The 23,242-nt window shown below is 57.0% G+C and carries 20 protein-coding genes and 1 pseudogene; 14 read left to right on the top strand and 7 right to left on the bottom strand.

Annotation, left to right across the window (positions count from 1 at the left end; translation table 11 throughout):
• The first annotated feature begins 5 nt into the window (after positions 1–5).
• The 4 genes from kdpB to AC6I8K_RS17840 all read left to right on the top strand — a co-directional run bounded on the left by kdpB (position 6) and on the right by AC6I8K_RS17840 (position 5,963).
• Positions 6–2,054, top strand: coding sequence for a potassium-transporting ATPase subunit KdpB (gene kdpB / locus AC6I8K_RS17855; protein WP_064741294.1), 2,049 nt, complete (start codon positions 6–8; stop codon positions 2,052–2,054).
• Between the two features lie 11 nt (positions 2,055–2,065).
• A complete protein-coding gene (gene kdpC, locus AC6I8K_RS17850) occupies positions 2,066–2,638 on the top strand; it encodes a potassium-transporting ATPase subunit KdpC (RefSeq protein ID WP_064741293.1) in 573 nt (190 codons plus the stop codon).
• Positions 2,639–2,726: 88 nt separating this feature from the next.
• Positions 2,727–5,399 (top strand): two-component system sensor histidine kinase KdpD, encoded by a 2,673-nt coding sequence (kdpD, locus tag AC6I8K_RS17845; RefSeq protein ID WP_483816396.1) that lies wholly within the window; start codon positions 2,727–2,729, stop codon positions 5,397–5,399.
• A 54-nt stretch (positions 5,400–5,453) separates the two neighbouring features.
• On the top strand, positions 5,454–5,963 hold the full coding sequence (locus tag AC6I8K_RS17840; protein WP_064741291.1) for a TIGR00645 family protein: 510 nt from the start codon (positions 5,454–5,456) through the stop codon (positions 5,961–5,963).
• Between the two features lie 76 nt (positions 5,964–6,039).
• On the opposite strand, the gene AC6I8K_RS17835 is transcribed toward AC6I8K_RS17840, so the two are convergent.
• Positions 6,040–6,981: a LysR family transcriptional regulator gene (locus AC6I8K_RS17835; protein WP_497827151.1), complete on the bottom strand. Its 942-nt coding sequence runs from the start codon at positions 6,979–6,981 to the stop codon at positions 6,040–6,042.
• Between the two features lie 92 nt (positions 6,982–7,073).
• On the opposite strand from AC6I8K_RS17835, the gene AC6I8K_RS17830 reads away from it, so the two are divergent.
• The 4 genes from AC6I8K_RS17830 (at position 7,074) to AC6I8K_RS17815 (ending at position 11,145) form a co-directional block, all read left to right on the top strand.
• The gene (locus AC6I8K_RS17830) at positions 7,074–8,279 is read left to right on the top strand and encodes an MFS transporter (RefSeq protein WP_497827150.1); all 1,206 of its coding nucleotides are present in this window, start codon (positions 7,074–7,076) and stop codon (positions 8,277–8,279) included.
• Between the two features lie 54 nt (positions 8,280–8,333).
• Positions 8,334–9,683, top strand: a complete 1,350-nt coding sequence (locus AC6I8K_RS17825) for a cation:proton antiporter (protein ID WP_064741288.1) — start codon at positions 8,334–8,336, stop codon at positions 9,681–9,683.
• A 26-nt stretch (positions 9,684–9,709) separates the two neighbouring features.
• Positions 9,710–10,057, top strand: coding sequence for a hypothetical protein (locus tag AC6I8K_RS17820; protein WP_497827149.1), 348 nt, complete (start codon positions 9,710–9,712; stop codon positions 10,055–10,057).
• Between the two features lie 191 nt (positions 10,058–10,248).
• Positions 10,249–11,145, top strand: a complete 897-nt coding sequence (locus AC6I8K_RS17815; RefSeq protein WP_497827148.1) for an alpha/beta hydrolase — start codon at positions 10,249–10,251, stop codon at positions 11,143–11,145.
• Between the two features lie 112 nt (positions 11,146–11,257).
• On the opposite strand, the gene AC6I8K_RS17810 is transcribed toward AC6I8K_RS17815, so the two are convergent.
• Positions 11,258–12,175, bottom strand: a complete 918-nt coding sequence (locus AC6I8K_RS17810) for a bestrophin family protein (protein WP_064741285.1) — start codon at positions 12,173–12,175, stop codon at positions 11,258–11,260.
• A gap of 182 nt (positions 12,176–12,357) precedes the next feature.
• Here AC6I8K_RS17810 and AC6I8K_RS17805 point away from each other — a divergent pair.
• Positions 12,358–12,432: pseudogene (locus tag AC6I8K_RS17805) on the top strand (hydrolase); the annotation flags it as partial.
• A 39-nt stretch (positions 12,433–12,471) separates the two neighbouring features.
• Here AC6I8K_RS17805 and AC6I8K_RS17800 read toward each other — a convergent pair.
• The gene (locus AC6I8K_RS17800) at positions 12,472–13,374 is read right to left on the bottom strand and encodes a LysR family transcriptional regulator (protein ID WP_497827147.1); all 903 of its coding nucleotides are present in this window, start codon (positions 13,372–13,374) and stop codon (positions 12,472–12,474) included.
• A gap of 95 nt (positions 13,375–13,469) precedes the next feature.
• Here AC6I8K_RS17800 and AC6I8K_RS17795 point away from each other — a divergent pair, with 95 nt between their 5' ends.
• Positions 13,470–14,291 (top strand): SDR family oxidoreductase, encoded by an 822-nt coding sequence (locus AC6I8K_RS17795; RefSeq protein WP_497827146.1) that lies wholly within the window; start codon positions 13,470–13,472, stop codon positions 14,289–14,291.
• Between the two features lie 218 nt (positions 14,292–14,509).
• On the opposite strand, the gene AC6I8K_RS17790 is transcribed toward AC6I8K_RS17795, so the two are convergent.
• Positions 14,510–15,442 carry a nucleoside recognition domain-containing protein gene (locus AC6I8K_RS17790; protein WP_483816390.1) on the bottom strand — a complete coding sequence of 311 codons (933 nt, stop codon included), beginning with the start codon at positions 15,440–15,442 and terminating at the stop codon, positions 14,510–14,512.
• A 267-nt stretch (positions 15,443–15,709) separates the two neighbouring features.
• On the bottom strand, positions 15,710–17,062 hold the full coding sequence (gene gorA / locus AC6I8K_RS17785) for a glutathione-disulfide reductase (protein WP_064741281.1): 1,353 nt from the start codon (positions 17,060–17,062) through the stop codon (positions 15,710–15,712).
• Positions 17,063–17,188: 126 nt separating this feature from the next.
• Between gorA and rnz the strand changes: the two genes are divergently transcribed.
• Complete coding sequence (rnz, locus tag AC6I8K_RS17780) at positions 17,189–18,100, top strand: ribonuclease Z (protein ID WP_483816388.1); 912 nt, start codon at positions 17,189–17,191, stop codon at positions 18,098–18,100.
• Here rnz and AC6I8K_RS17775 read toward each other — a convergent pair.
• Both AC6I8K_RS17775 and AC6I8K_RS17770 read right to left on the bottom strand, forming a co-directional pair.
• The gene (locus AC6I8K_RS17775) at positions 18,097–18,909 is read right to left on the bottom strand and encodes a CPBP family intramembrane glutamic endopeptidase (RefSeq protein ID WP_497827145.1); all 813 of its coding nucleotides are present in this window, start codon (positions 18,907–18,909) and stop codon (positions 18,097–18,099) included. The two genes, rnz and AC6I8K_RS17775, sit on opposite strands and share 4 nt — an antisense overlap.
• Before the next feature lie 40 nt (positions 18,910–18,949).
• Positions 18,950–19,792, bottom strand: coding sequence for a 23S rRNA (adenine(2030)-N(6))-methyltransferase RlmJ (locus AC6I8K_RS17770; protein WP_064741278.1), 843 nt, complete (start codon positions 19,790–19,792; stop codon positions 18,950–18,952).
• Positions 19,793–20,122: 330 nt separating this feature from the next.
• Between AC6I8K_RS17770 and AC6I8K_RS17765 the strand changes: the two genes are divergently transcribed.
• The 3 genes from AC6I8K_RS17765 (at position 20,123) to prlC (ending at position 23,242) form a co-directional block, all read left to right on the top strand.
• On the top strand, positions 20,123–20,572 hold the full coding sequence (locus AC6I8K_RS17765; protein WP_483816387.1) for a YuaE family lipoprotein: 450 nt from the start codon (positions 20,123–20,125) through the stop codon (positions 20,570–20,572).
• A gap of 327 nt (positions 20,573–20,899) precedes the next feature.
• Positions 20,900–21,028: a hypothetical protein gene (locus AC6I8K_RS17760; protein WP_497827144.1), complete on the top strand. Its 129-nt coding sequence runs from the start codon at positions 20,900–20,902 to the stop codon at positions 21,026–21,028.
• Positions 21,029–21,199: 171 nt separating this feature from the next.
• Complete coding sequence (gene prlC, locus AC6I8K_RS17755; protein ID WP_064741275.1) at positions 21,200–23,242, top strand: oligopeptidase A; 2,043 nt, start codon at positions 21,200–21,202, stop codon at positions 23,240–23,242.

The raw sequence follows: 23,242 nt of genomic DNA, 5'->3' as shown, positions 1-23,242 counted from the left end.
GAATCATGAGTCGTCAACAACTGGCGCTGTTTGATGCGGCGCTCACTCGCGTTGCCATGCTGGATGCGCTGAAAAAACTCGATCCGCGCGTGCAGTTCCGCAACCCGGTGATGTTTTTGGTGTGGATCGGCAGCGTACTGACCTCGGTATTGGCGGTTGGCATGGCCATCGGATCGCTCAGTGGCAATGCGGGCTTTACCGGCGGCGTCGCCATCTGGCTGTGGTTTACCGTGCTGTTTGCTAACTTCGCCGAAGCGCTGGCAGAAGGGCGCAGCAAGGCGCAGGCCAACAGCCTGAAAGGCATCAGCAAAACCAGCGATGCGAAAAAACTGGCCGAAGCGCGCTACGGCGCAGCGTGGCACAACGTAGCCGCCGATACGCTGCGTAAAGGCGATGTGGTGCTGGTGGAAGCCGGTGACATCATCCCGTGCGACGGCGAAGTGCTGGAGGGCGGCGCATCGGTGGATGAGAGCGCGATCACCGGTGAATCTGCACCGGTCATTCGTGAATCCGGCGGGGATTTCTCCTCGGTAACCGGCGGCACGCGCATTCTGTCCGACTGGCTGGTGATTCAGTGCAGCGTCAATCCGGGTGAAACCTTCCTCGACCGCATGATTGCGATGGTGGAAGGCGCGAAACGCCGTAAAACGCCGAACGAAGTGGCGCTGACCATTCTGCTGGTGTCGCTGACGATTGTGTTCCTGCTGGCAACCGCCACGTTGTGGCCGTTTTCGGCCTACGGCGGCACGCCGGTCAGCATCACGGTACTGGTGGCGCTGTTGGTATGCCTGATTCCAACCACCATCGGCGGCCTGCTATCGGCCATCGGTGTGGCAGGCATGAGCCGCATGCTGGGCGCCAACGTCATTGCCACCAGCGGCCGCGCGGTGGAAGCGGCGGGCGACGTCGATGTGCTGATGCTGGATAAAACCGGCACCATCACGCTCGGTAACCGTCAGGCGACGCAGTTCCTGCCCGCGCCGGGCGTCAGCGAACAGCAACTGGCGGATGCGGCGCAGCTGGCGTCGCTGGCTGATGAGACGCCGGAAGGGCGCAGCATCGTGGTGCTGGCGAAGCAGAAATTTAACCTGCGCGAACGCGATCTGAGCAGCATGGGCGCAAGTTTTATTCCTTTCTCTGCGCAAACGCGTATGAGCGGCGTCAATGTGCAGGATCGGCTGATCCGCAAAGGCGCGGTCGATGCGGTGCGTCGCCACATTGAAGCCAATCAGGGCCGTTTCCCAACGGAAGTGAATGCTGCGGTGGAAGAGGTGGCGCGCGCCGGTGGCACGCCGCTGGTGGTGGCCGAAGGCGCGCAGGTGTTGGGCGTGGTGGCGCTGAAAGATATCGTTAAAGGCGGCATCAAAGAGCGTTTTGCTGAGCTGCGCAAGATGGGCATCAAAACGGTGATGATTACCGGCGATAACCCGTTAACCGCCGCGGCCATTGCGGCGGAAGCGGGCGTTGATGATTTCCTGTCGGAAGCTACGCCGGAAGCCAAGCTGGCGCTGATTCGCCAGTATCAGGCGGAAGGGCGCTTAGTGGCGATGACCGGCGACGGCACCAACGATGCGCCAGCGCTGGCGCAGGCTGATGTCGCGGTGGCGATGAACTCCGGTACGCAGGCGGCGAAAGAGGCCGGTAACATGGTCGATCTCGACTCGAATCCGACCAAGCTGTTGGAAGTGGTCCACATCGGTAAACAGATGCTGATGACGCGCGGTTCGCTCACCACCTTCAGTATCGCCAACGACGTGGCGAAGTATTTCGCCATTATTCCGGCTGCGTTTGCCGCTACCTATCCGCAGCTCAACATGCTCAACGTGATGGGGCTGCATTCGCCGAATTCGGCAATTCTGTCGGCGGTGATTTTTAACGCGCTGGTGATTGTGTTCCTGATTCCGCTGGCGCTGAAAGGCGTGAGTTATCGTCCGCTGAGTGCCGCGGCATTGCTCCGTCGCAACCTGTGGATTTATGGCGCGGGCGGATTGGTGGTGCCGTTTATTGGGATTAAAGCCATCGACCTGCTGCTGACGCTGCTTGGCCTGGCTTGAGGAGAAGAGAAATGAGTCAGTTACGTCCGGCTATTGTATTGTTAATACTGCTTACGCTACTCACCGGCGCGGTCTATCCGCTGCTGACGACGGGTCTGGCGCAGTGGTGGTTCCCGTCACAGGCGAACGGTTCGCTGATTGAACAGGATGGCGCGGTGCGCGGCTCTGAACAGATCGGCCAGGCATTCAGCCAGCCAGGACACTTTTGGGGCCGACCTTCCGCTACCGGTGATGCGCCTTATAATGCGCAGGCCTCCAGCGGCAGCAACCTGGCGGGCAGCAATCCGGCACTGGATAAAGCGGTGGCGGAACGTGTTGCCGCACTTCGCGCGGCCAATCCGCAAGCGCCTAAAGCGGTGCCGGTGGAGTTGGTGACCGCGTCGGCGAGCGGATTAGACCCGGACATTTCGCCAGAAGCCGCGTTGTGGCAGGCACCGCGTATCGCCGCCGCGCGCAACATGAAGCTCGGTGATGTTGAGGCGCTGATTGCGCGCCACACCGAACGCCCGCTGCTACCGTTTGTCGGCGAAGAGACGGTAAATGTATTGCGTTTGAATCTGGCGCTGGATGATTTGCAAGGATAAACATATCGCGCAATAAATTGCGCCGCTACGGTATGTGCACGTACTTGTAGCGGCGCGATTTATCGCGCGGTTTTACGATGGACGATCGATGAACGACGACATGTCTCGCCCCGATCCCGATGCACTGCTGCTGAACCACAGCGACAGCCATCGCGGTAAGCTGAAAATCTACTTCGGTGCCTGTGCGGGCGTGGGGAAAACCTTCGCCATGTTGCAGGAGGCGCAACGACTGCGCGCGCACGGCCTTGATGTACTCGCTGGCGTGGTGGAAACCCACGACCGCGAAGAGACCGCCGCGCTGCTCCACGGCCTGGCGCTGTTGCCACGTCGCGCCACCGGGCGTTCGCGCCATGCCGAATTCGATCTCGATGCGGCGCTGGCGCGCCATCCAGCGGTGATCCTGATGGATGAACTGGCGCACACCAACGTGCAGGGTTCACGCCATCCCAAGCGCTGGCAGGATATTGAAGAGTTGCTCGAGGCGGGCATCGACGTCATTACCACCGTCAATGTCCAGCATCTGGAGAGCCTGAATGATGTGGTGGGCGGCGTCACCGGTATTCAGGTGCGTGAAACCGTGCCCGATCCCTTCTTCGATAGCGCCGACGAAGTGGTACTGGTGGATCTCCCGCCAGACGATCTGCGTCAGCGGCTAAAAGAGGGCAAAGTCTACGTCGGCGACCGCGCCGAACGCGCCATCGAAAACTTCTTCCGCAAGGGCAATCTGTTCGCGCTGCGTGAACTGGCGCTGCGCCGCACCGCCGATCGCGTGGACGACCAGATGCGCGCCTGGCGCGATCGGCAAGGCAAAGAAAAGGTCTGGCACACGCGTGATGCCATTCTGCTGTGCATCGGCGACGATACCGGCAGTGAAAAGCTGGTGCGCACCGCCGCGCGGCTGGCGGCTCGGCTCGGCAGCGCATGGCACGCGGTGTACGTGGAAACGCCGCGCCTTAATCGGCTACCGGAAGCGCGGCGGCGCGCCATTTTGCGCACGCTGCAGCTGGCGCAGGAACTCGGTGCTGAAACCGCCACGCTCTCCGATCCCGATGAAGCGCGCGCGGTGCTGCGCTATGCGCGCGAGCACAATCTCGGCAAAATCGTTACCGGTCGCCAGCCCCAGCGGCGCTGGCGGCGCGACAGTTTTGCCCAGCGTCTCGGCGAACTCGGGCCGGATCTCGATTTGTTGGTGGTTGCGCTGGACGAACCGGTGCGCGATGCGCCGCATCCGCTCAGCGGCCAACGCGGCAGCAGCGAAAAATGGCGGCTGTACTTACGCGGCTGTTTGATGGCGCTGCTGCTGTGTATTTTGGTCACGACGGTGGGCCGCTGGCTGCTGGTAGCGTTTGATCCTGCTAACAGCGTGATGATTTATCTGCTGGCGGTGGTGCTGGTGGCGCTGCGCTATGGTCGCTGGCCGTCGGTGTTCGCCACGGTGATCAACATCATTGCTTTCGACCTGTTTTTTGTCGCGCCGACCGGCACCGTGGCGGTATCGGATTTGCAGTATCTGGTGACCTTCGCGGTGATGCTGGCGGTGGGCGTGATAGTCGGGAATCTCACAGCGGGCGTGCGCTATCAAGCCAAAGTGGCGCGCTATCGTGAACAGCGCGCGCGGCATCTGTATGAGATGGCGAAAGCGCTCGGCAGCGACCTGACGCCGCAGGATATCGCCACCACCAGCCAGCGCATCATCGATGTCACCTTGCAGGCGCGCAGTTTGCTGCTGCTGCCGGATGAGCAGGGCGAGCTGCAAACCGTGGGCGATACCGCGATTGGCACGCCGCCGGATCTCGCCATCGCCAAGTGGAGTTTCAGTAAAGGCCAACCGGCGGGCGCGGGCACCGATACTTTGCCGGCGGTGCCGTATCAGATTCTGCCGCTAAAAAGTGGCCATCACTGTCGCGGTTTACTGGTGGTGGAACCGGAAAACTTGCGCCAACTGATGATTCCCGAGCAGCAGCGTTTACTGGAAACCTTCACCGTATTGATTGCCAATGCGCTGGAACGTATGGCGCTGTCGCACAGTGAAGCGGCATCGCGGCTGGCCGCCGAACGTGAGCAGCTGCGCAATGCGCTGCTGTCGGCGCTGTCGCACGACCTGCGCACGCCGTTAACGGTGCTGTTTGGTCAGGCGGAGATGCTGATGCTCGATCTCGCCAGCGAAGAGTCGAAGTACGTCGGGCAGGCCAATCAGATTCGCGAACAGACGCTGAGCACCATCCGGCTGGTGAGTAACATGCTGGATATGGCGCGCATTCAATCTGGCGGACTCAATTTGCGTGAAGAGTGGGTGGCGCTGGATGAGGTGATCGGCGGCGCGCTAAGCAGCATGGGCCCATTGTTGAAAGGCCATGATTTTATTCTCGATTTGCCAGAGATGGTGCTGATCAAAGGCGACAGCGCCATGCTGGAGCGCGTGTTTACCAATCTGATTGAAAACAGCCTGAAATACGCGGGCAATGCAGCGCAGCACGGTATTCGTGCCTGGCGCGATCGCGATCGGCTGGAGATTGCGGTATGGGACAGCGGGCCCGGCATCGCGCCCGACAATCTCACGCGCATTTTTGACAAGTTTGCACGCGGCGATAAAGAGTCGGCGGTGCCGGGCGTGGGATTGGGACTGGCGATCGGTAAAACCATTATCGAATCCCATCGCGGGCGCATCTGGGCGGAGAATCGGCCGGAAGGCGGCGCGGTGTTTCGTTTGTCATTACCGCTACCCGCAGCGCCTGAAATTTCTGAAGAAGGGCTGAAATAACTTCACATAAGTTCGGTTATACTCGCCCACTTGTCTGTTGATTAATGGGAACTTATGGAACGTTTTATCGAAAACCTGATGTATTCATCGCGCTGGCTGCTGGCTCCGGTTTACATGGGACTTTCGTTGGGCCTGCTGGCGCTGACTATCAAATTCTTCCAGGAAATTTTTCACCTGCTGCCGCATGTCTTCAGCATCGCGGAGAACGATTTGATTCTGCTGCTGCTGTCACTGGTGGATATGACGCTGGTCGGCGGTTTGCTGGTGATGGTGATGCTCTCGGGTTATGAGAACTTTGTTTCCAAGCTGGATATTGATGAGCACAGAGAGAAGCTGAGCTGGCTCGGTAAAATGGACTCCGGCTCGTTGAAAAACAAAGTGGCGGCATCAATTGTGGCGATTTCGTCGATTCATCTGCTGCGCATCTTTATGGACGCCCGCAACATCGAAAACGAAAAGTTAATGTGGTACGTGATTATCCACCTGACGTTTGTGCTGTCGGCTTTTGTGATGGGCTGGCTGGATAATATGTCGAAGGCGGATAAGAGCGCGGCGAAGATGTGATGAATCCAGGTCGCCATTTATGGCGACCGAATCAATGAATGCACGAACCATGATGTCGCCATTTATGGCGACCTTTTCATTTCCTCGCTGACGTTGCTGGCTGCGTTCCTGCCAGTTGCGGCATCACTTCCCGTATCATGGCGAAAAACTGCCGTAAGCGCGCCGGATAATAGCTGGCCCACGGATAGGTCAGCCACACCGGCAGCGGCGGCGCTTGCCACTCCGGCATTAACTGAATCAAATCTCCGTTCGCCAAATCCTCCTGCACCACCCATGACGACACCACAGCCGCGCCCATGCCACCCACGGCGGCTTTGCGCACCGCGTACAAGCTATCGCTGGCGAGACGTGGGGCAATCGCCAGATTCACTGGCTGACCATCGCTAATGCGCTGCAAAGCGATTTCGTTACGATAAAAACTGGTCAGCGCCAGCCACGGCAAATTCGTCAGCTGCGAGACCTCTTCGACCGGAGGATACGACGCCAGCAGCGACGGCGCAGCCACCACAAAGCGTGGCACTTCCGCCAGCAGCACCGCCACGATCGATGCATCGCTGGGGGCACCCACCTGAATCGCGCAGTCAATGTTTTCGCTGATGAAGTCCGGTGTGCGGTCATTCAGCGTCCACTCCACGGTTAAGCGCGGATAGCGATGCAGATAATCAATCAGCGGTTCAATCAGCTGATCCTGACCAAACGCATGCGGCGCCCGCACGCGCAGAGTGCCAATCGGATCGTCGCTGGCGCCGGTCAACTCATCTTCCAGTGCGTGCCAGGTCGCCACCAGCTGACGTGCCTGCGCATAGCAGCGCTCGCCATCGTCGGTGAGTTTCAGCGCGTGCGTGGTACGCAGAATCAGTTTGAGACCGAGCCGCTGCTCAAGCGCTTGCAGGCGACGGCTGATGGTGGGCTGCGTGGTGCCAAGCTGGGTTGCTGCGGCAGACAGCGATCCGCTCTCCACAATGCGGATAAACGTCTGCATCAGTTCGATGCGATCAAGGCTGGAGGTGTTGTTCATACGCACCGTGCATAACAGTTCTGTGTTTGAGCAGTCTACCGCGTATGGCGGCGACGCGCTTTAATAAGCGCACTTTCACGGGGGAATCCACAATGCCAGCCATCTCATCTTCAGCCATGCCAGCAGAAAGACTGCCCGCGCCGCTGGTGTTTACACTCGCGGCCGGTGCCGGACTCAGCGTGGCATCGATTTACTACAGCCAGCCGATGCTGGATATCATCAGCAAACAATTTAACGTCGGGATTGGCAGTGTCGGTATGGTGCCGATGCTGACACAAGCCGGTTATGCGCTCGGCATTCTGCTGCTGGCCCCGCTGGGTGACCGCCACGATCGGCGCACCATTATCCTGATTAAAGGCTTGATGCTGGTTGCCGCACTGCTGCTGTGTGGCTTTTCGGGCGGATTGAACGGCTTGCTGATCGCCAGCTTCGTTACCGGCTTAACCGCCACCGTGGCGCAGGACATCGTACCGGCGTCGGCAGCGTTAGCACCGGAGCGCAGTCGCGGCAAAATCGTCGGCACGGTGATGACAGGATTACTGGTGGGGATTTTACTGTCACGCGTGGTAAGCGGCGTGGTCGCGGAGTATTTCGGCTGGCGCACCATGTACATGATTGCGGCAGTGGCGGTGTTGCTGATAAGCCTGGCGCTGTGGCGCGTGCTGCCGCGCTTTACGCCGGGCACCTCGGTGAGCTATCCGCGTCTGCTGCTGTCGCTGGCGCATCTGTGGCAGCACCATCAAACCTTGCGCCGCGCCGCGCTGGCGCAAGGTTTGTTGTCAGTGGGCTTTAGCGCCTTCTGGTCAACACTGGCGCTGATGCTCAGCGACAAGTTCCATCTCGACAGCGCCGTTGCCGGTGCATTCGGCCTGGCCGGTGCCGCGGGCGCATTGGCCGCACCGTTAGCCGGCAGCGTGGCGGATCGCATTGGTCCCGCACGTGTCACGCAGTACGGTGCCACGCTGGTGATGGTGTCGTTCGCGTTGATGTTCCTGCTGCCGCTGCTGCCGATGCCGGCTCAGCTTGGTCTGATTATCATCAGCACCATCGGTTTTGATTTGGGTGTGCAGGCCACGCTGGTGGCGCATCAGACGCTGGTCTACAGCCTGGCGCCGGACGCGCGCAGCCGCCTTAACGCCTTGATGTTTACTGTTGTTTTCATCGGCATGGCGACCGGTGCGGCGCTGGGAAGCCTGGCGTTAGCACATTTTGGCTGGACCGGCGTGGTGGCACTTTCGACGGTAGCCGCTGCGCTTGCCCTGATGATTCGTCTGGCGAGTCGTCATCTGAAAAACTAACCGCGTAACATGTGCCAGGCTTAAGGGAAGAATATTATTTAAAAACGGAGCGTTATGAACTTCCTGGCCTGGACCGCTGCGACCGGCGGTCTGCTACTTCTTATGTCACTGGCTTCCGGTTGGATTCACCGCGGGCCAGTGACCTCATTTGGTCTCTACCTGTTTGCGGGCATCTTGTGTGGCCCATGGATGCTCAATTTGCTGCAAGTCGATATCATCGGTCACGCTAATCTCGCCGCGCATATCACTGAAATCACTATGGCCGCCTCGCTGTTCATTACCGGACTCAAGTTGCGATTGCCGCTTAATGCGCATGCGTGGCGGCTTGGCGTTAGGTTGGCTTTTCCGGCGATGCTGCTCACCGTTGGCAGTATGACGGTGCTGGTGCACTGGATTACCGGCTTTGACTGGGCGCTGTCGCTGGCGTTTGGTGCCATTGTGGCGCCGACCGATCCGGTGCTCGCCAGCCTGATTTCTGTGAATGATGCGCGTGACGACGACGCCCTGCGCGTGGCGCTCTCCAGCGAAGCAGGCATGAACGACGGTTCGGCACTGCCGCTGTTGATGCTGGCGATGTTAATGCTCCAGCCGAATGCGCTGAATATGGCTTCATTCGGTGAATGGTTTGCCAAAGATGCGCTGTGGGCGATTGGCGGCGGACTGGGAATCGGCTTCGCGTTGGGCTGGCTGATTGGTCAACTGGCAACGCATTTACGCACCGCCAATCAGGATGTGGCCCCCAACGATCTGTTTGCTCTGGCCCTGATTGCGCTGAGCTATGCGGCCGCGCAGGCGGTTGATGCTTCCGGCTTCCTTGCCACCTTTGCCGCAGGTGTTGGCTTACGCCGCGCGGAATTGCGCGTGGTGAAGCACTATCCGCAAGATGAGATGTCTGAAGAGGAGCGTTTCTTACCGGCCGAAGCCCGCGTAAATACCGGTCAGCGGATGGCGCAGGGTAGCAGCGGCATGGTGAAATCGGTGGGGTTGGTGATCGGTGATGCGCTCTCCTTTGGTGATACTATCGAGCGTTTGCTGGCGGCGGGCATGATGGTCGTGCTCGGCATTACGCTGGCGCAGCACTGGAATCTCACCGGCATCGGACTGGCGCTGCTGCTGTTCGTGGTGGTGCGTCCGCTGGCGGTGTGGATCACCACCTGGCGCTGCGATATTCCGCTGATGCGACGGTTGCTGATTGGCTGGTTAGGTATTCGCGGCATCGGCAGTATCAATTATATTGCCTATGCATGGGTGCACGGCATGCGTGGACCCGAAGCGGAACAGATGGTGGATATGGCGTTAACCTTAGTGGTGTGCAGCATTGTGTTGCACGGCATCACGGTAACACCGTTGTTAAACTGGCGTGCCGCCCGTCAGGCCGCACGCGCGGAACAGAACGAAAACTGATTTATTGGAAATTATTGGAGCCTATTATGAAAGCGTTATTACTCGCCCTCGTTGGGCTGTCTCTCTCGGCCGGAGCGTTGGCTGCCGACGGTGACAATAATCAGGAAGAGAATGTCTATGCCAGCCAGCTGTGTCATCTAGTGAGCAGCGAAAAGAGCACCAGCGATTTGGATGGCTACACCGAAAAGCTGAAGTCACAACTCGCGGTCAGCCAGTCTTCATCGGCGATGCAGCAGCCTGAATTCAACGAAGAAATCGCGCAGGAAGTGATCAGCGCATGGCTGGAGCTGGGCGAGGATGAGCGCGGCAAACTGCGTAAAGATCAGTCGCAGTGCGAGCAAACGGTGATGACGCAGTTCCAGCAACAGGATTAATACCCGTCATACTTGCTGCCACTCGAATTATTTAGGGTATTCGAAAGAACGCGCGCCTTTTCAGGCGCGTTTTTTTATGGCTTTTTTGTACGATTTACGTACATAATCGCCAACGTCGAAATCAGACACGCGTCACATAATGAGATTCAGCTTTTGCAGCTGGCATTTTTTGCATACTGGCACTGGGCAAGATGATTACACGTCGTCACTTTTTGTTGGCTAGCGGAGCAACCGTTCTCTCGATGACCACGGGCAAACTCTTTGCCCGCGATGACGTCATTCCGCTGTGGCCCGACGATCCTCCGGGCGGCGGCGGCCCTTCAGGTTTGCTTAACGTGAACAAATACGGTTCCTGGACCAACATTGTTTCTCCCGCTATTCAGCGTTTCCGTCCGGAGAAGCCCAACGGTGAAGCGGTGATTGTGGCAGCGGGCGGCGGCTATCGCTTTATTGGTATGGGGCGTGAAGCCTGGCCAGTGGCGCGCTGGCTCAATGCCAACGGCTACACCGTGTATGTGCTCAGCTACCGTTTGCCGGGTGAAAAGTGGCAGGCGGGGAATCTGGCACCGCTGCAAGATGCACAACGCGCGATTCGTCTGGTGCGCTCGATGGAGCGCAAAGTGCATGTCCTGGGCTTTTCCGCCGGTGGACATCTGCTCGGCATGGCGGCGGCGCGTCCGGATTTCACATCCTATCCAGCGCAGGATCCGCTTGATCAGGTCAGACCCAACGTTGACAGCGTCGGGTTGATTTATCCGGTGATCACCCTGGAAGCGCCTTACCAGCACACCAACACGCATCTGATGATGGTGGGAAAAAATGCCACGCCCACCCAGGAAGCCAACTGGTCGGTGCAAAACTACGTCACGCGGCAATATCCGCCCACCTTCCTCGCGCAGGCCGAAGACGATCGCACCTCGAACCCCCACAATACTGAACTGATGCGGGATACCTGTCGCCGCATGCGCGTGCCGGTTGAGCTGATTGAGCTAAGTAGCGGCGGTCACGGCTTTGGTCTCGGCAAAGCGGGCTCGCCCGCCGCGTTGTGGGATCAGGCGTATGTGCGTTGGCTGGATAATTTGGGTTAAAGCAGGTCGCCATAAATGGCGACCCTACGCCGATTCTGTAGGGTCACCATTTATGGCGACCGTCCCAATGGACGCATCAACCATGATGACGCATTCATGGCGACCACGTAAATCACGTCAAATTAAAATGGGCATCCGGCTGCAGCGGTTCCGGCAGCGGCATATCGCCATTCATCGCTTTCAAATTACGTTCAATATTGACGCATAGCGCATCCAGCGGCAGATGATTGGGCGCGGTGCCAAACGGATGCTCCAGCTCTTCCGCCAGCGCTTCCAGCGATAAAAAGGTGTATGAGATAAACATCGACACCAGCGGCGTCATCAGGTGCAAATCCGCCACCAGCGCGAACGGCAGTAGCGTGCAGAACAGATACACGGTGCGATGCAAAATCAGGCTGTAGACGAACGGAATCGGCGTGCTGGCGATACGATCGCAGCCGCCCAGAATGGCCGACAGCTGATTAAGATTTTCATCAATGCTCTGCCAGACAATATCCGACACCAATCCTTCATCGCGGCGCTGCGCCAGCCATTCGCTTAAACACAACAAAATCTGTGACGTCGGCAGCGGATGATTTAGCACCGCGCCATGCCAGTTGGCGGGCAGCAAACGCTGCAAATCGGTCTGCATATCCGTTTTACGCAGGCGATGTTTCAGGCACAGGCTAAACGCCAGCAGCAAGCCGGTAAATTCCCGCACCTGCTCTTCACTCACGCCACGAATGCTTTTGATTTGTCGCAGCAGCGAGCGCAGGGTGATGTGCAGGTTGCCCCACAACGTGCGGGCTTCAAGAAAGCGCGCATAGCTGGCGTTGTTGCGAAAGCCGAGGAAGATGGCGATCGACACACCCACCAGGCTAAAGGGTGCGGTAGTGAGGTGAATGCCGAATGTGGAGTACCACGGATAGCCAAAGATGGCGATCAGCGACATTAACAGGTTGAGGGACAGGCGGAACACGATGTTGCTGAGCACCGATCCATGCCAGTCAAACAGCCGGAGAAACCAGTGTTGATGAGGACGTACAATCATTTTGCGATGGTGTTATTGATGAGGTTTTGTGGCGACAGGTTACGCTGGTAAGGACGGCAGAATCAACGCCGCTTCTGCCGTGTCAGCAGGAACAATACCGGCGTTTAAGGCCTATTTATTCTTTTATATCAGCCTTCTATCGATCGCCAGCAGCTCAAAAATAACATCGTCGCCCGGCGAAAACCGGGCGTAAGAAGCTGATTATCTCTGCGCTGTGGACCGAAGTGTGCTTGACCTTCCCGGCGTTGATTACGCTTACACCACGGTGCATAAAGCCCCGCAGCGCACGGCCTGAATCACGCTGGGCGCGGCAGGCTGACTTTCAGTGCATCAATAAACAGCCGCAGCGCCATCGACTGATGTCGGTTGGGCGGGAACCATAACGCAATCCCCGCCGATTGCACCCGCCAATCGGCCAGCAGTTCCTCCAGCTGGCCGCTGCGCATTTCCTTCTCCACATACAGCGACGGCACATACGCAATACCCAGACCGGCGCGAGCGGCTTGCGCCATCAGCGCGTTGCTATCTAAAGTCAGCGAGCCTGGCACATCAATCTCATGCTTTTCTCCCGCCTGCGCATATTCCCACTGATACCGTTTACCGCTCGGCAAACGCTGGCGAATGCACTGCTGCTGCAAAAGATCGTGTGGATGAGAAATTGGCGTGCTTCTTGCCAGATAAGCGGGCGCGGCTACGGTCACAAATGTCAGCGGACCGCCGAGCGGAACCGCCACCATATCCTGCGGCACATCCTCAATCAGCCGAATACCGGCATCGAAACCGGCGGCGATGATGTCCACTAACGTGCCTTGCGCGGCGAAATCGAGCTGGATGTCGGGATAGCGCGCGCTGAAATCCGCCACCACTTTTTCCAGCAGCAAGCCGATCGAAGCATCGCTGGCGCTGATACGCAGCGTGCCGTAATGCTGATGGCGACTGGCGGAGATGTCGTGCAGCACATCATCCATCTGATTCAGCAGCGGCGAGAGCCGATCCAGCAGTTGCTGTCCGGCATCGGTGAGCGACACGCTGCGCGTAGTACGTTGAAACAGTTGCACGCCAAGATTGTGCTCTAGCGTTTTCACCAGGTGGCTGAGCGATGAGCGCTTCAAGCCGAGCATTTCGGCGGCACGGCGAAAGCTGCGCTGCTCGCTCAAGGCTTTGATAGCCTGCAGTTCGTGCCAGGAAGGCCTTCTCATTGGTGGTTTTTCCTCACCGGGTCATGCGCGATTAAGTGGATTATCGCCACCAGTAAAGCGTTCTACTATCAGGTTTTCAAGAAGAGGATCACAACATGAAAACCTGGTTAATTACCGGCGCCAGCAGCGGGCTGGGTCGTTTGATGAGTGAACGTTTACTGGCGCGCGGCGATCGCGTGCTGGCCTGCGTGCGGCGTGAACAGGCGATGGCCGATCTGCAGCAAACCTATGGCGAACAGCTGCGGGTTATCGCTTTGGATTTGGCGCAAACGGCCAGCATCGCGCCCACGATGCAGCGGGCCTTTGCTGCTGTCGATCGTATCGATGTGGTGGTAAGCAATGCGGCTTATGGTCTGTTCGGCGCGGCGGAAGAGTTGAGCGATGCGCAGATCGACCGCCAGATCGCCACCAATCTCACCGGTTCCATCCAGCTGATTCGCGCGGTGATTCCTTTCTTGCGCCAACAGGGCGGTGGACGCATCGCGCAGATCTCTTCAGAAGGCGGGCAGGTGGCCTATCCTAATTTCAGCCTGTATCACGCCAGCAAATGGGGGATTGAAGGGTTTGTCGAAGCGGTGCGCCAGGAAGTGGCGAGCTTCGGCATTAATTTTCTGCTGGTAGAACCCGGTCCAACGGCGACCAACTTCGGAGCAGGATTGGATGTTGCAACAGCGCTTGATGTCTACCGTGATAACGCGTCCGGGCAGTTGCGACGCGCGATTGTATCCGGCGATTTCACCATCGCCGGTGACGCCGGTAAATGCGTGACGGCGATGATTGCGACACTCGATCAAGCCCGCATGCCGCTGCGACTGGCGCTCGGGAGTACGGCGTATCAGAACATTGAAACGGCGCTGGAAAGCCGTCTGGCGGAGCTGCGCGGGCAGCGTGACGTGGCATTTGGCGCGGACGTGTAATCGCTTAGGATGTTAGACGGAATCTGCAGATAGCTGCTCAAACTCAGCCATTATGCATTTTGCCCGTTGCGCATGAATGCGCATCCTACTCTGACAGGTGTCGCCATGAATGGCGCACACATTGTAGCGGCGCAATTCATTGCGCGATAAATCGCGCCGCTATGGAAGGTGTGGTGATTTGATACGGCGCTGAAGAGGATATTCAGCGCCATGACACGTCAGAATAGTATTGCGTGTACTGTCGCGCGCAGCGCGATACCGAGCAGAATGCCAGGCACGGCGAAGCGGAACAGGCGCGGGAATCGGCTCGACAGACCAAGGTAAATACCGATGCCGGGCAGGTCGAAGGTCTGAATCAGTAAACCCGCCGAGGCGTTAATGTTATGCGCGCTGTACAAGCCTTTCTCCACCAATCCCGCCACCACGCCGTAATAAGCAGTGCCGCCGGCCAGACATTTGGTTAGCGCCGGCAGGATATAGACTTCGGCAATATTCAGCTTATCCAGCAGTGGTGACACCAGACGCGTCAGTATTTCAATGCCGCCCGCTTCTTTTAGAATACCCACCACCGACAACGAAATAATCAACATTGGCAGCGAACCCAGCGCCAGCCGAATCGCATCGGAGCCGGCGCTATTAATGATGCCAATCAGGCCCATTTTATTTTCATTGGTGGTCACAGCGTCATCTTCATTAAGCAGCGCGGCATCGGAAAGGTTGCGGCCAAACAGGTGATACGTCGCCGCTGCCGCTAACACACCGCCAAAAACCGAAATAATCAGTGCTGTGCTCCAGTGTAATCCCGCCGGAATCAGTGGATAAAAGGTGCTGGCCTGGCCCATGGCAAATAACATCGCCAACGTGGCGGCCATATGACGATCAGAGGTGCCGCGCTTTTCCATGATTGCCAACGCCGCCAGCGGTGCCGCAAAGCTGACGAAATTAAGCTGAATCATGGCAAAAAAGGCCAGCCCGGTAATGCCAAAGGGTTTTAATAACGGTGTGGCATGACGGACGACAAAATCTAACAGCCCTTTAACTTCCAGATATTTCATGATGAATAACATCACGACCATAATCGGAATCAACGTGTAGAGCGCTACGTCCACCGAGGCTTTGCCGGCGGACATAATGATGTTGATGATATTCATGAGTGATTAACACCTGAATTCACACCGTTCTCCCCGAAAAATATATCAATTGGCAATGCCATTAAGTTTGCGGTGCGCATGAATGCGCACCCTACAAAAACGTTGTACTGTCGCCATTAATGGCGACCGAATACTCAGCGCCCCCCAAAGAAATAAATCTTATCCTGTGCATAGAATATTGAGTAGTGAATAAAACGGGATATAAATTGCAGGCATAAAAAAACCAGCCATGAATAAATGGCTGGTTTTTATTTCCGGCAGGGAATATTAACGCATCGTCACAAACTCTTCTGCCGCCGTTGGGTGAATTGCCACGGTATTATCGAAGTCTTTTTTGGTGGCGCCCATTTTTAGCGCCACCGCGAAGCCTTGCAGCATTTCATCCATACCGTTGCCGATTCCGTGGATGCCGACAATCTTCTCATCCGAACCGACGCACACCAGCTTCATGCGGCACGGCTGGCGATGCTGGGTGACGGCGGTATACATCGCGGTGAAAGAAGATGTGTACACTTTGACCTGATCGTCGCCGTACTGCTCGCGCGCCTGCGGTTCGCTCAGGCCAACGGTGCCAATCGGCGGATGACTAAACACCACGGTCGGTACGTTGCTGAAATCCAGATGCTCGTCTGGTTTGTTGTTAAACAGACGCTCGGAGAGACGACGACCTGCGGCAACCGCCACCGGCGTCAGCTCAACCGCGCCAGTGTTATCGCCTACCGCATAAATGCCTTTCACATTGGTGTTCTGGAACTTATCGACGTTGATGTAGCCTTTGTCGTTCAGCGCGACACCGGTTGCCGCCAGATTGAGGTTATCGGTCGCTGGCTCACGGCCAATCGCCCACACCAGGCAATCCACGGTTTGCTCGTGGCCGCTTTCCAGTTGCAGCGTGAGGCTACCGTCGGCATTTTTGATCACGGCCTTCGGCGTCGACTCAGTATGTAGCGTTGGACCTTCCGCCTGCATCACTTCTACCAGCGTATCGACGATCAGCGGATCGAAGCTGCGCAGCGGCGCATGTTTACGCACGAACAGGTGCGTTTCTGCGCCCAGCGCATTCACCACGCCCGCCAGTTCTACTGCGATATAACCCGCGCCCACGACCGCCACACGTTTTGGTAGCGCATCGAGCTCGAAGAAACCGTCAGAGTCGATACCGTATTCCGCGCCCGGCACCTGTGGATGGCTTGGGCGTCCGCCCGTGGCGATCAGGATATGATCGGCGGTGAGGGTTTCACCGTTAACTTCAACGGTGTTGGCATCAATAAAGCGCGCGAAACCTTTGATCACTTCAACCTTGTTTTTACCCAGCACGTTATCGTAAGAGCTGTGAATACGGTCGATGTAGGCGCTACGGTTTTTCACCAGAATTGACCAGTCAAAACGGTTTACCGTCGTGTCGAAGCCATAATCTGGTCCATAAAGATGAATGGCTTCAGCGATTTGCGCCGCATGCCACATCACTTTCTTTGGTACGCAGCCGACGTTGACGCAGGTGCCGCCCAGCTCTTTGGCTTCAATCAGCGCGCACTTCTGGCCGTGCATCGCGGCACGGTTAATTGAGGCGATACCGCCGCTGCCGCCGCCGATGGCGAGGTAGTCAAAATGTCTGGTCATCCGTTATGTCCATCTGTTGGAAGAAAATTGGCATAGAGTTTAACGCTACGATAGCGAGACGCGCAAAGTTTGCGCCTATGTTTATGATAGGGTCAAATTCAGGTTCCGCTTACAGGGAAGAATATTATGCAACTGACATTTCTCGGCACCGGCGGCGGTGCGCCCAGCCTGCAACGTAACGTCACTGCGATAGCGCTAACGCTGTCGAAACGGGGCGATACCTGGCTGTTTGACTGCGGTGAGGCGACGCAGCATCAATACATGCGCTCCGCGCTGAAGCCGGGCAAGCTGGAAAAAATCTTCATCACTCATCTGCACGGTGACCATATTTTTGGGCTGCCCGGATTGCTCACCAGTCGATCGATGGCGGGCATTCCCGAACCAATGACAGTTTACGGCCCAAAAGGCATTCGGCAGTTTATTGAGACGGCGCTCAGTTTAAGTGGCTCGTACACCTCTTATCCGCTGGAGATTGTCGAGATCGAAGCCGGTTTGGTGCTGGATGACGGCGAAGTGCGTGTGACGGCCTGGCCAATGAATCATGTGATTGAGTGCTACGGCTATCGCATTGAGCAGCACGATAAACCGGGCTTCCTTGATGCGCCGCGCCTCAAAGCCGCAGGCGTACCGCGCGGGCCGTGGTATCAGGATTTAAAAGCGGGCAAGCGCATCCAGTTGGAAGACGGCCGTGAGATTAACGGCGCGGATTATCTTGGTCCGGCAACTAAAGGCAAGGTGCTGGCGATTTTTGGCGATACCGCGCCAACCGAGGTGGCGCTGCAACTGGCTGCTAATGCCGATGTGATGGTGCACGAAACTACGCTGGAAGCGGCGCTGCAGGAGAAAGCCAATGGGCGCGGCCATTCAACCACGCTTCAGGCCGCCGAAGTGGCCAAACAGTCGGGTGCGAAGCGCATGATTGCCACGCATTTCAGCTCGCGCTATTTATCAAAGGATCGGGAGAGACTGCTGGCGGAGTGCCAGTCGGTGTTTGCGGCGACCGAGCTGGCACATGATTTTGCGGTGTTCGAGGTTTAATGCTGTAACGCCGGATAGGTGAAAAACAGCAGATGCGTCATGTTGAACAGGAAATGGAAGCCGGTGGCGACCCACAGGCGTCCGCTCCACTGCCACGCCAGGCCGTAAATCAATCCGGCCAGGGTCGCGAAGATCATCAGCAACGGTCCGCCGGGGAAGTGCGCCAGGCCGAACAGCAGCGACGTCAGCAACAATGCCGCGACGGCACCGATGTGTTGGCGCAGACGCTGTTGCAGATATCCACGAAAGAATGCCTCTTCCGCCAGTGACACGAAGAACAGGTTTGCCAGCATAAAACTGCCCAACCATTCCGGCCAATGGGGTTCAACGGCCAGGCCACCCAACTGCACCGCGACATAGAGCAGCAGCGGAATTGCCGCCAGCAGCGCCAGCCATAAGATTTTGTAACGCGGCGGCGCGGATGGGGTGCGGAACAGCTGCGGCAAGCAGATGAGCAACACAAACGGAATCAGCGCTTTATCGAAATTGTACGAGAAGCTAAAGGGCAGGCTGAGCGGTCCGGCTTGCACATCTTCCACCTGGCGCGGATTTTTGAAACCAGGAAAAAAATGCACAAACAGGCCAATAGCGATGGCGACGAGTGCGGCTTCACTCACCCGCTGGATCCAGCGCGCGTTATTTTCCACGCGAATCCAGGTGATGATGGCAATCGCGCCGAGCAGCACCATTGCCGGCCAATCCAGCACATCCTGGAACAGCCCAAGAATAGTGGCCAGCGTGAGCAGCAGTACCGAAAAACGTTTGGCAGGCGACAGTGCAGCGAGCGCGCCAGCCAGAATGATCCACATGATAATTGTCCTATTAGGCTGGCGGCGCGTTAAGGCGAGCTTACTCGGGAACGATCTGCGTGACGCTAAAGTGGCCGGTTCCTGCTGGTACCAGCTTCTGATGCAGCCACGGCAGCAGCTCTTCCATCTGCGCTTTCAGCTTCCACGGCGGGTTAATCACGATCATGCCGGAGGCCGTCATGCCGCGCTGATCGCTGTCCGGGCGCACCGCCAGCTCAATTTGCAGAATGTTACGGATGTTGGTGGCCTGCAGATCTTTAACCATGTGTTTAATCTGCTGACGCATCACCACCGGATACCACAGCGCAAAAACGCCGGTGGCGAAACGTTTGTGACCTTCCTGAATGCCTTTCACCACATCCTGATAATCGCTTTTCATCTCATACGGGGGATCGATCAGAATCAGACCGCGACGGCTCAGCGGCGGCAGCTTGGCTTTCAGCTGCTGATAGCCATCACCCCGCGCCACGCGCGCGCGGGCATCTTTACTGAACTCGGTGCGCAGCAGCGGATAATCGCTGGAGTGCAGTTCGGTCAGCTCCATTTTGTCCTCTTCACGCAGCAGGAAGCGGGCAATCAACGGCGAACCGGGATAATACTTCAACGTGCCGTGCGGATTGAGATTACGCACCGCCGAGAGATACGGCTTGAGCAACTCCGGCACATCCGGCTGCTGCCAGATGCGGCCGATGCCTTCCAGATATTCACCGGTACGCTCGGCGTGCTCTCCGCTCAGCAGGTAACGTCCGGCACCGGCGTGGGTATCCAGATAGAGGAAAGGTTTTTCCTTCTCCATCAGGGCGGTGAGGATCAGGCTTTCAACGGTGTGTTTCAGCACGTCGGCATGGTTGCCGGCATGAAAACTGTGGCGATAACTCAGCATAAAAAAGAGGGGTCCGCGGTTGGATCAAAGGGAGTTAAAACATCGTGTGTGGCGCGATTATAGCCGCGCTGCATAAAAATTGCTGACGTTTCGTTGGTGACTTAAGTTTTCCGTTATAGGGCCGCTTTAGCAGGGTGCGACAGGTTTCGGCAGGGAAAATTCGACGATGTATTCAAGCGACGCTCGAAATTTTACTAAGGATTAAGTAAGTTAATTCGCGAGAACGAAGCGGTCGCGAGCGAAATGCCAGGCGTTTTTGGCAGGAAACTTTCCGGTTAAGGCCGTATAATTTTGGGCTGAAAATATCTCTTATAACTCCTGGTGAAAATAATGAATAAAATAACTGGTGTCGCGGTGGCAAGCTTATTGGTACTGACCGGCTGCGCGAAACAACAACCCGTTCATAGCTTAGTCACGCCGCCAACTGCGGAAGAACAATCCGCTGCACATAATGTGTCAGAGCAGCAAGGTACGCCATTTGTGGCTTCCGCGCCGGCTCAGCCAGCGGAGGCTTCCCTGAGTGACGACCGTACCAGCAATATCCAGCAGTGCCGCAAAGAGCTCGATGCGATGCGTCTTTACAGCCAGGCGTCTTATGATAGCTATCAAGCCGAATTCCAGAAAATCGGCGCGCAGACCAACAAATACCTGCAAATTAAAGATTCAATTGGCGCGGATATTAACGATTTAGTGATGCCGCGCTATCAGTTCCAGATTCGTGAATTGTGCTTCCGCATTAAGACTCGTCTGTCGCAGCTTATTATTCGTCAGGCTGGTTAATTCAGGTATTTATTACAAAACTTGCGATGTAACAGCGCGAATTTTCGCGCTGTGGAAGGGCTTCATCTCTATTTAACGAATAGGGATGAAGCCTTTTGTATTCTTATCGACTAACGCGAGGTTGTGTTGACATTGCGTCATCTGACACAGATGCTTTTAATTACTGTGGCGCTATTCCCTGCACTGGCATCGGCTACATCCGACGATGCGATGTTACAGACTTTTGGTGATGCGGTTCGCTCACTGCCTCCCGCGCCGACGCCAAAGTGATTAACGATTTTACGGATGACAACGTGCAGTTTGAGGACAGTTTGCCGCCGCTGCTGCATGACGCTCACCGGGAAAGGGGGCGCAGTGGAAGGCTGGGCGCTGGCGAAAGATAGCTTCGAACGCGAACCGCTACCGCAGTGGGTGGCGCCCTACGATGTGATTCACTATCAACTGGCAATTAAATAATCTTTAGCCCGGTGCGCATGAATGCGCACCTTACAAAATCCTCTTCCTTCACCCCAGCCTGGCAATCATTCCCTCAGGTGGCATTGATTTTCATGCTATCAAGCCGCATGTTAGTAAAATTGCGTCGCGCGAGAGTTCGCGCCCCAACTTCATCATGAAAGGACTGCGCTTATGACCAATCCGTTACTCACGCCTTTTTCGCTTCCCCCGTTTTCTGCCATCAAACCTGAACATGTGGTTCCTGCGGTTACCGAGGCGCTGAACGACTGCCGCGCAGCGGTGGAACGCGTTGTGGCGCAAGGCGCGCCTTATACCTGGGAAAACCTGGTGCAGCCGCTGGCTGAAGTTGACGATCGTTTAGGTCGGTTGTTCTCGCCGGTTAGCCATCTGAACTCGGTAAAAAACAGCCCGGAACTCCGTGAAGCTTACGAGCAAACGTTGCCGCTGCTGTCGGAATACAGCACCTGGGTTGGCCAGCATGAAGGTTTGTATCAGGCGTATCGTAACCTGAAAGAGGGCGATAGCTACGCGGCACTGGATACGGCGCAGAAGAAAGCGGTCGATAACAGCCTGCGTGATTTCGAGCTGTCCGGTATCGGCCTGGATAAAGAAAAACAGAAGCGTTATGGCGAAATCGCTGCACGCTTGTCTGAACTGGGTTCCACTTACAGCAATAATGTGCTCGACGCTACCATGGGCTGGAGCAAGCTGGTGACCGATGAAGCCGAGCTGGCGGGCATGCCGGAAAGCGCACTGGCCGCCGCGAAAGCGCAGGCCGAAGCGAAAGAGCAACAAGGCTGGCTGCTGACGCTGGATATCCCAAGCTATCTGCCGGTGATGACCTACTGTGACAACGCCGCACTGCGTGAAGAGCTGTACCGTGCTTATTCGACGCGTGCGTCTGAGCAGGGACCGAATGCCGGCAAATGGGATAACGGCCCGATTATGGCGGAAGAGTTGGCGCTGCGTCATGAACTGGCTCAACTGCTGGGCTTCGACTCCTACGCCGACAAATCGCTGGCCACCAAAATGGCGGAAAGCCCATCTCAGGTGATCGAGTTCCTGACCGATCTGGCTAAACGCGCCCGTCCGCAGGGTGAAAAAGAGCTGGCTCAGCTGCGCGCCTTCGCCAAAAAAGAGCATGGCGTCGACGAGATGAATCCGTGGGATCTCACGTATTACGGCGAGAAACAGAAACAGCATCTCTACACCATCAGCGATGAGCAGTTGCGTCCGTACTTCCCGGAAGCGCGCGCGGTAAGCGGCTTGTTCGAGGTGGTGAAACGTATTTACGGCATCACCGCGAAAGAGCGTAAAGACGTGGATGTGTATCATCCTGATGTGCGCTTCTTCGATCTGTTCGACGAAAGCGGCGAACTGCGTGGCAGCTTCTATCTTGACCTCTATGCCCGCGAGCATAAGCGTGGCGGCGCGTGGATGGACGATTGTGTCGGTCAGATGCGCAAAGCTGACGGCAGCCTGCAGAAGCCGGTGGCGTATCTCACCTGTAACTTTAACCGTCCGCTGCAGGGCAAACCGGCGCTGTTCACGCACGATGAAGTGATCACGCTGTTCCACGAATTTGGTCACGGTCTGCATCATATGCTGACGCGCATTGAAACGCCGGGCGTGTCCGGTATCAGCGGTGTGCCGTGGGATGCCGTTGAGCTGCCAAGCCAGTTTATGGAAAACTGGTGCTGGGAGCCGGAAGCGCTGGCGTTTATCTCCGGCCATTACGAAACCGGCGAACCGCTGCCGAAGGAACTGCTGGATAAAATGCTGGCGGCGAAGAACTATCAGGCTGCGCTCTTTATCCTGCGCCAGCTGGAATTCGGCCTGTTCGATTTCCGTCTGCACACCGAGTTCGATCCGGCACAAGGCGCACGCATCCTTGAAACCCTACGTGAAGTGAAGAAGCAGGTTGCCGTAGTGCCAAGCCCGGAATGGGGCCGCTTCCCGCACGCATTCAGCCATGTCTTTGCCGGCGGTTATGCGGCAGGTTACTACAGCTATCTGTGGGCCGACGTGCTGGCTGCCGATGCCTATTCTCGCTTCGAAGAAGAGGGCATTTTTAACCGTCAAACGGGCCAGTCGTTCCTCGACAACATCCTGACGCGCGGTGGCTCCGAAGAACCCATGGAGCTGTTCAAACGCTTCCGTGGCCGCGAGCCGCAGCTTGATGCGATGCTGGAACACTACGGAATTCAGGGATAA

The organism is Pantoea sp. X-Soil-ISGK-421 (genome assembly GCF_059730785.1).
This window is presented reverse-complemented; position numbering and strand designations above follow the sequence as displayed.

Coding starts and splice junctions, on each gene's coding strand:
- kdpB (WP_064741294.1), top strand. CDS start 6: ATGAGTCGTCAACAACTGGCGCTGTTTGATGCGGCGCTCACTCGCGTT.
- kdpC (WP_064741293.1), top strand. CDS start 2,066: ATGAGTCAGTTACGTCCGGCTATTGTATTGTTAATACTGCTTACGCTA.
- kdpD (WP_483816396.1), top strand. CDS start 2,727: ATGAACGACGACATGTCTCGCCCCGATCCCGATGCACTGCTGCTGAAC.
- AC6I8K_RS17840 (WP_064741291.1), top strand. CDS start 5,454: ATGGAACGTTTTATCGAAAACCTGATGTATTCATCGCGCTGGCTGCTG.
- AC6I8K_RS17835 (WP_497827151.1), bottom strand. CDS start 6,981: ATGAACAACACCTCCAGCCTTGATCGCATCGAACTGATGCAGACGTTT.
- AC6I8K_RS17830 (WP_497827150.1), top strand. CDS start 7,074: ATGCCAGCCATCTCATCTTCAGCCATGCCAGCAGAAAGACTGCCCGCG.
- AC6I8K_RS17825 (WP_064741288.1), top strand. CDS start 8,334: ATGAACTTCCTGGCCTGGACCGCTGCGACCGGCGGTCTGCTACTTCTT.
- AC6I8K_RS17820 (WP_497827149.1), top strand. CDS start 9,710: ATGAAAGCGTTATTACTCGCCCTCGTTGGGCTGTCTCTCTCGGCCGGA.
- AC6I8K_RS17815 (WP_497827148.1), top strand. CDS start 10,249: ATGATTACACGTCGTCACTTTTTGTTGGCTAGCGGAGCAACCGTTCTC.
- AC6I8K_RS17810 (WP_064741285.1), bottom strand. CDS start 12,175: ATGATTGTACGTCCTCATCAACACTGGTTTCTCCGGCTGTTTGACTGG.
- AC6I8K_RS17800 (WP_497827147.1), bottom strand. CDS start 13,374: ATGAGAAGGCCTTCCTGGCACGAACTGCAGGCTATCAAAGCCTTGAGC.
- AC6I8K_RS17795 (WP_497827146.1), top strand. CDS start 13,470: ATGAAAACCTGGTTAATTACCGGCGCCAGCAGCGGGCTGGGTCGTTTG.
- AC6I8K_RS17790 (WP_483816390.1), bottom strand. CDS start 15,442: ATGAATATCATCAACATCATTATGTCCGCCGGCAAAGCCTCGGTGGAC.
- gorA (WP_064741281.1), bottom strand. CDS start 17,062: ATGACCAGACATTTTGACTACCTCGCCATCGGCGGCGGCAGCGGCGGT.
- rnz (WP_483816388.1), top strand. CDS start 17,189: ATGCAACTGACATTTCTCGGCACCGGCGGCGGTGCGCCCAGCCTGCAA.
- AC6I8K_RS17775 (WP_497827145.1), bottom strand. CDS start 18,909: ATGTGGATCATTCTGGCTGGCGCGCTCGCTGCACTGTCGCCTGCCAAA.
- AC6I8K_RS17770 (WP_064741278.1), bottom strand. CDS start 19,792: ATGCTGAGTTATCGCCACAGTTTTCATGCCGGCAACCATGCCGACGTG.
- AC6I8K_RS17765 (WP_483816387.1), top strand. CDS start 20,123: ATGAATAAAATAACTGGTGTCGCGGTGGCAAGCTTATTGGTACTGACC.
- AC6I8K_RS17760 (WP_497827144.1), top strand. CDS start 20,900: ATGACGCTCACCGGGAAAGGGGGCGCAGTGGAAGGCTGGGCGCTGGCG.
- prlC (WP_064741275.1), top strand. CDS start 21,200: ATGACCAATCCGTTACTCACGCCTTTTTCGCTTCCCCCGTTTTCTGCC.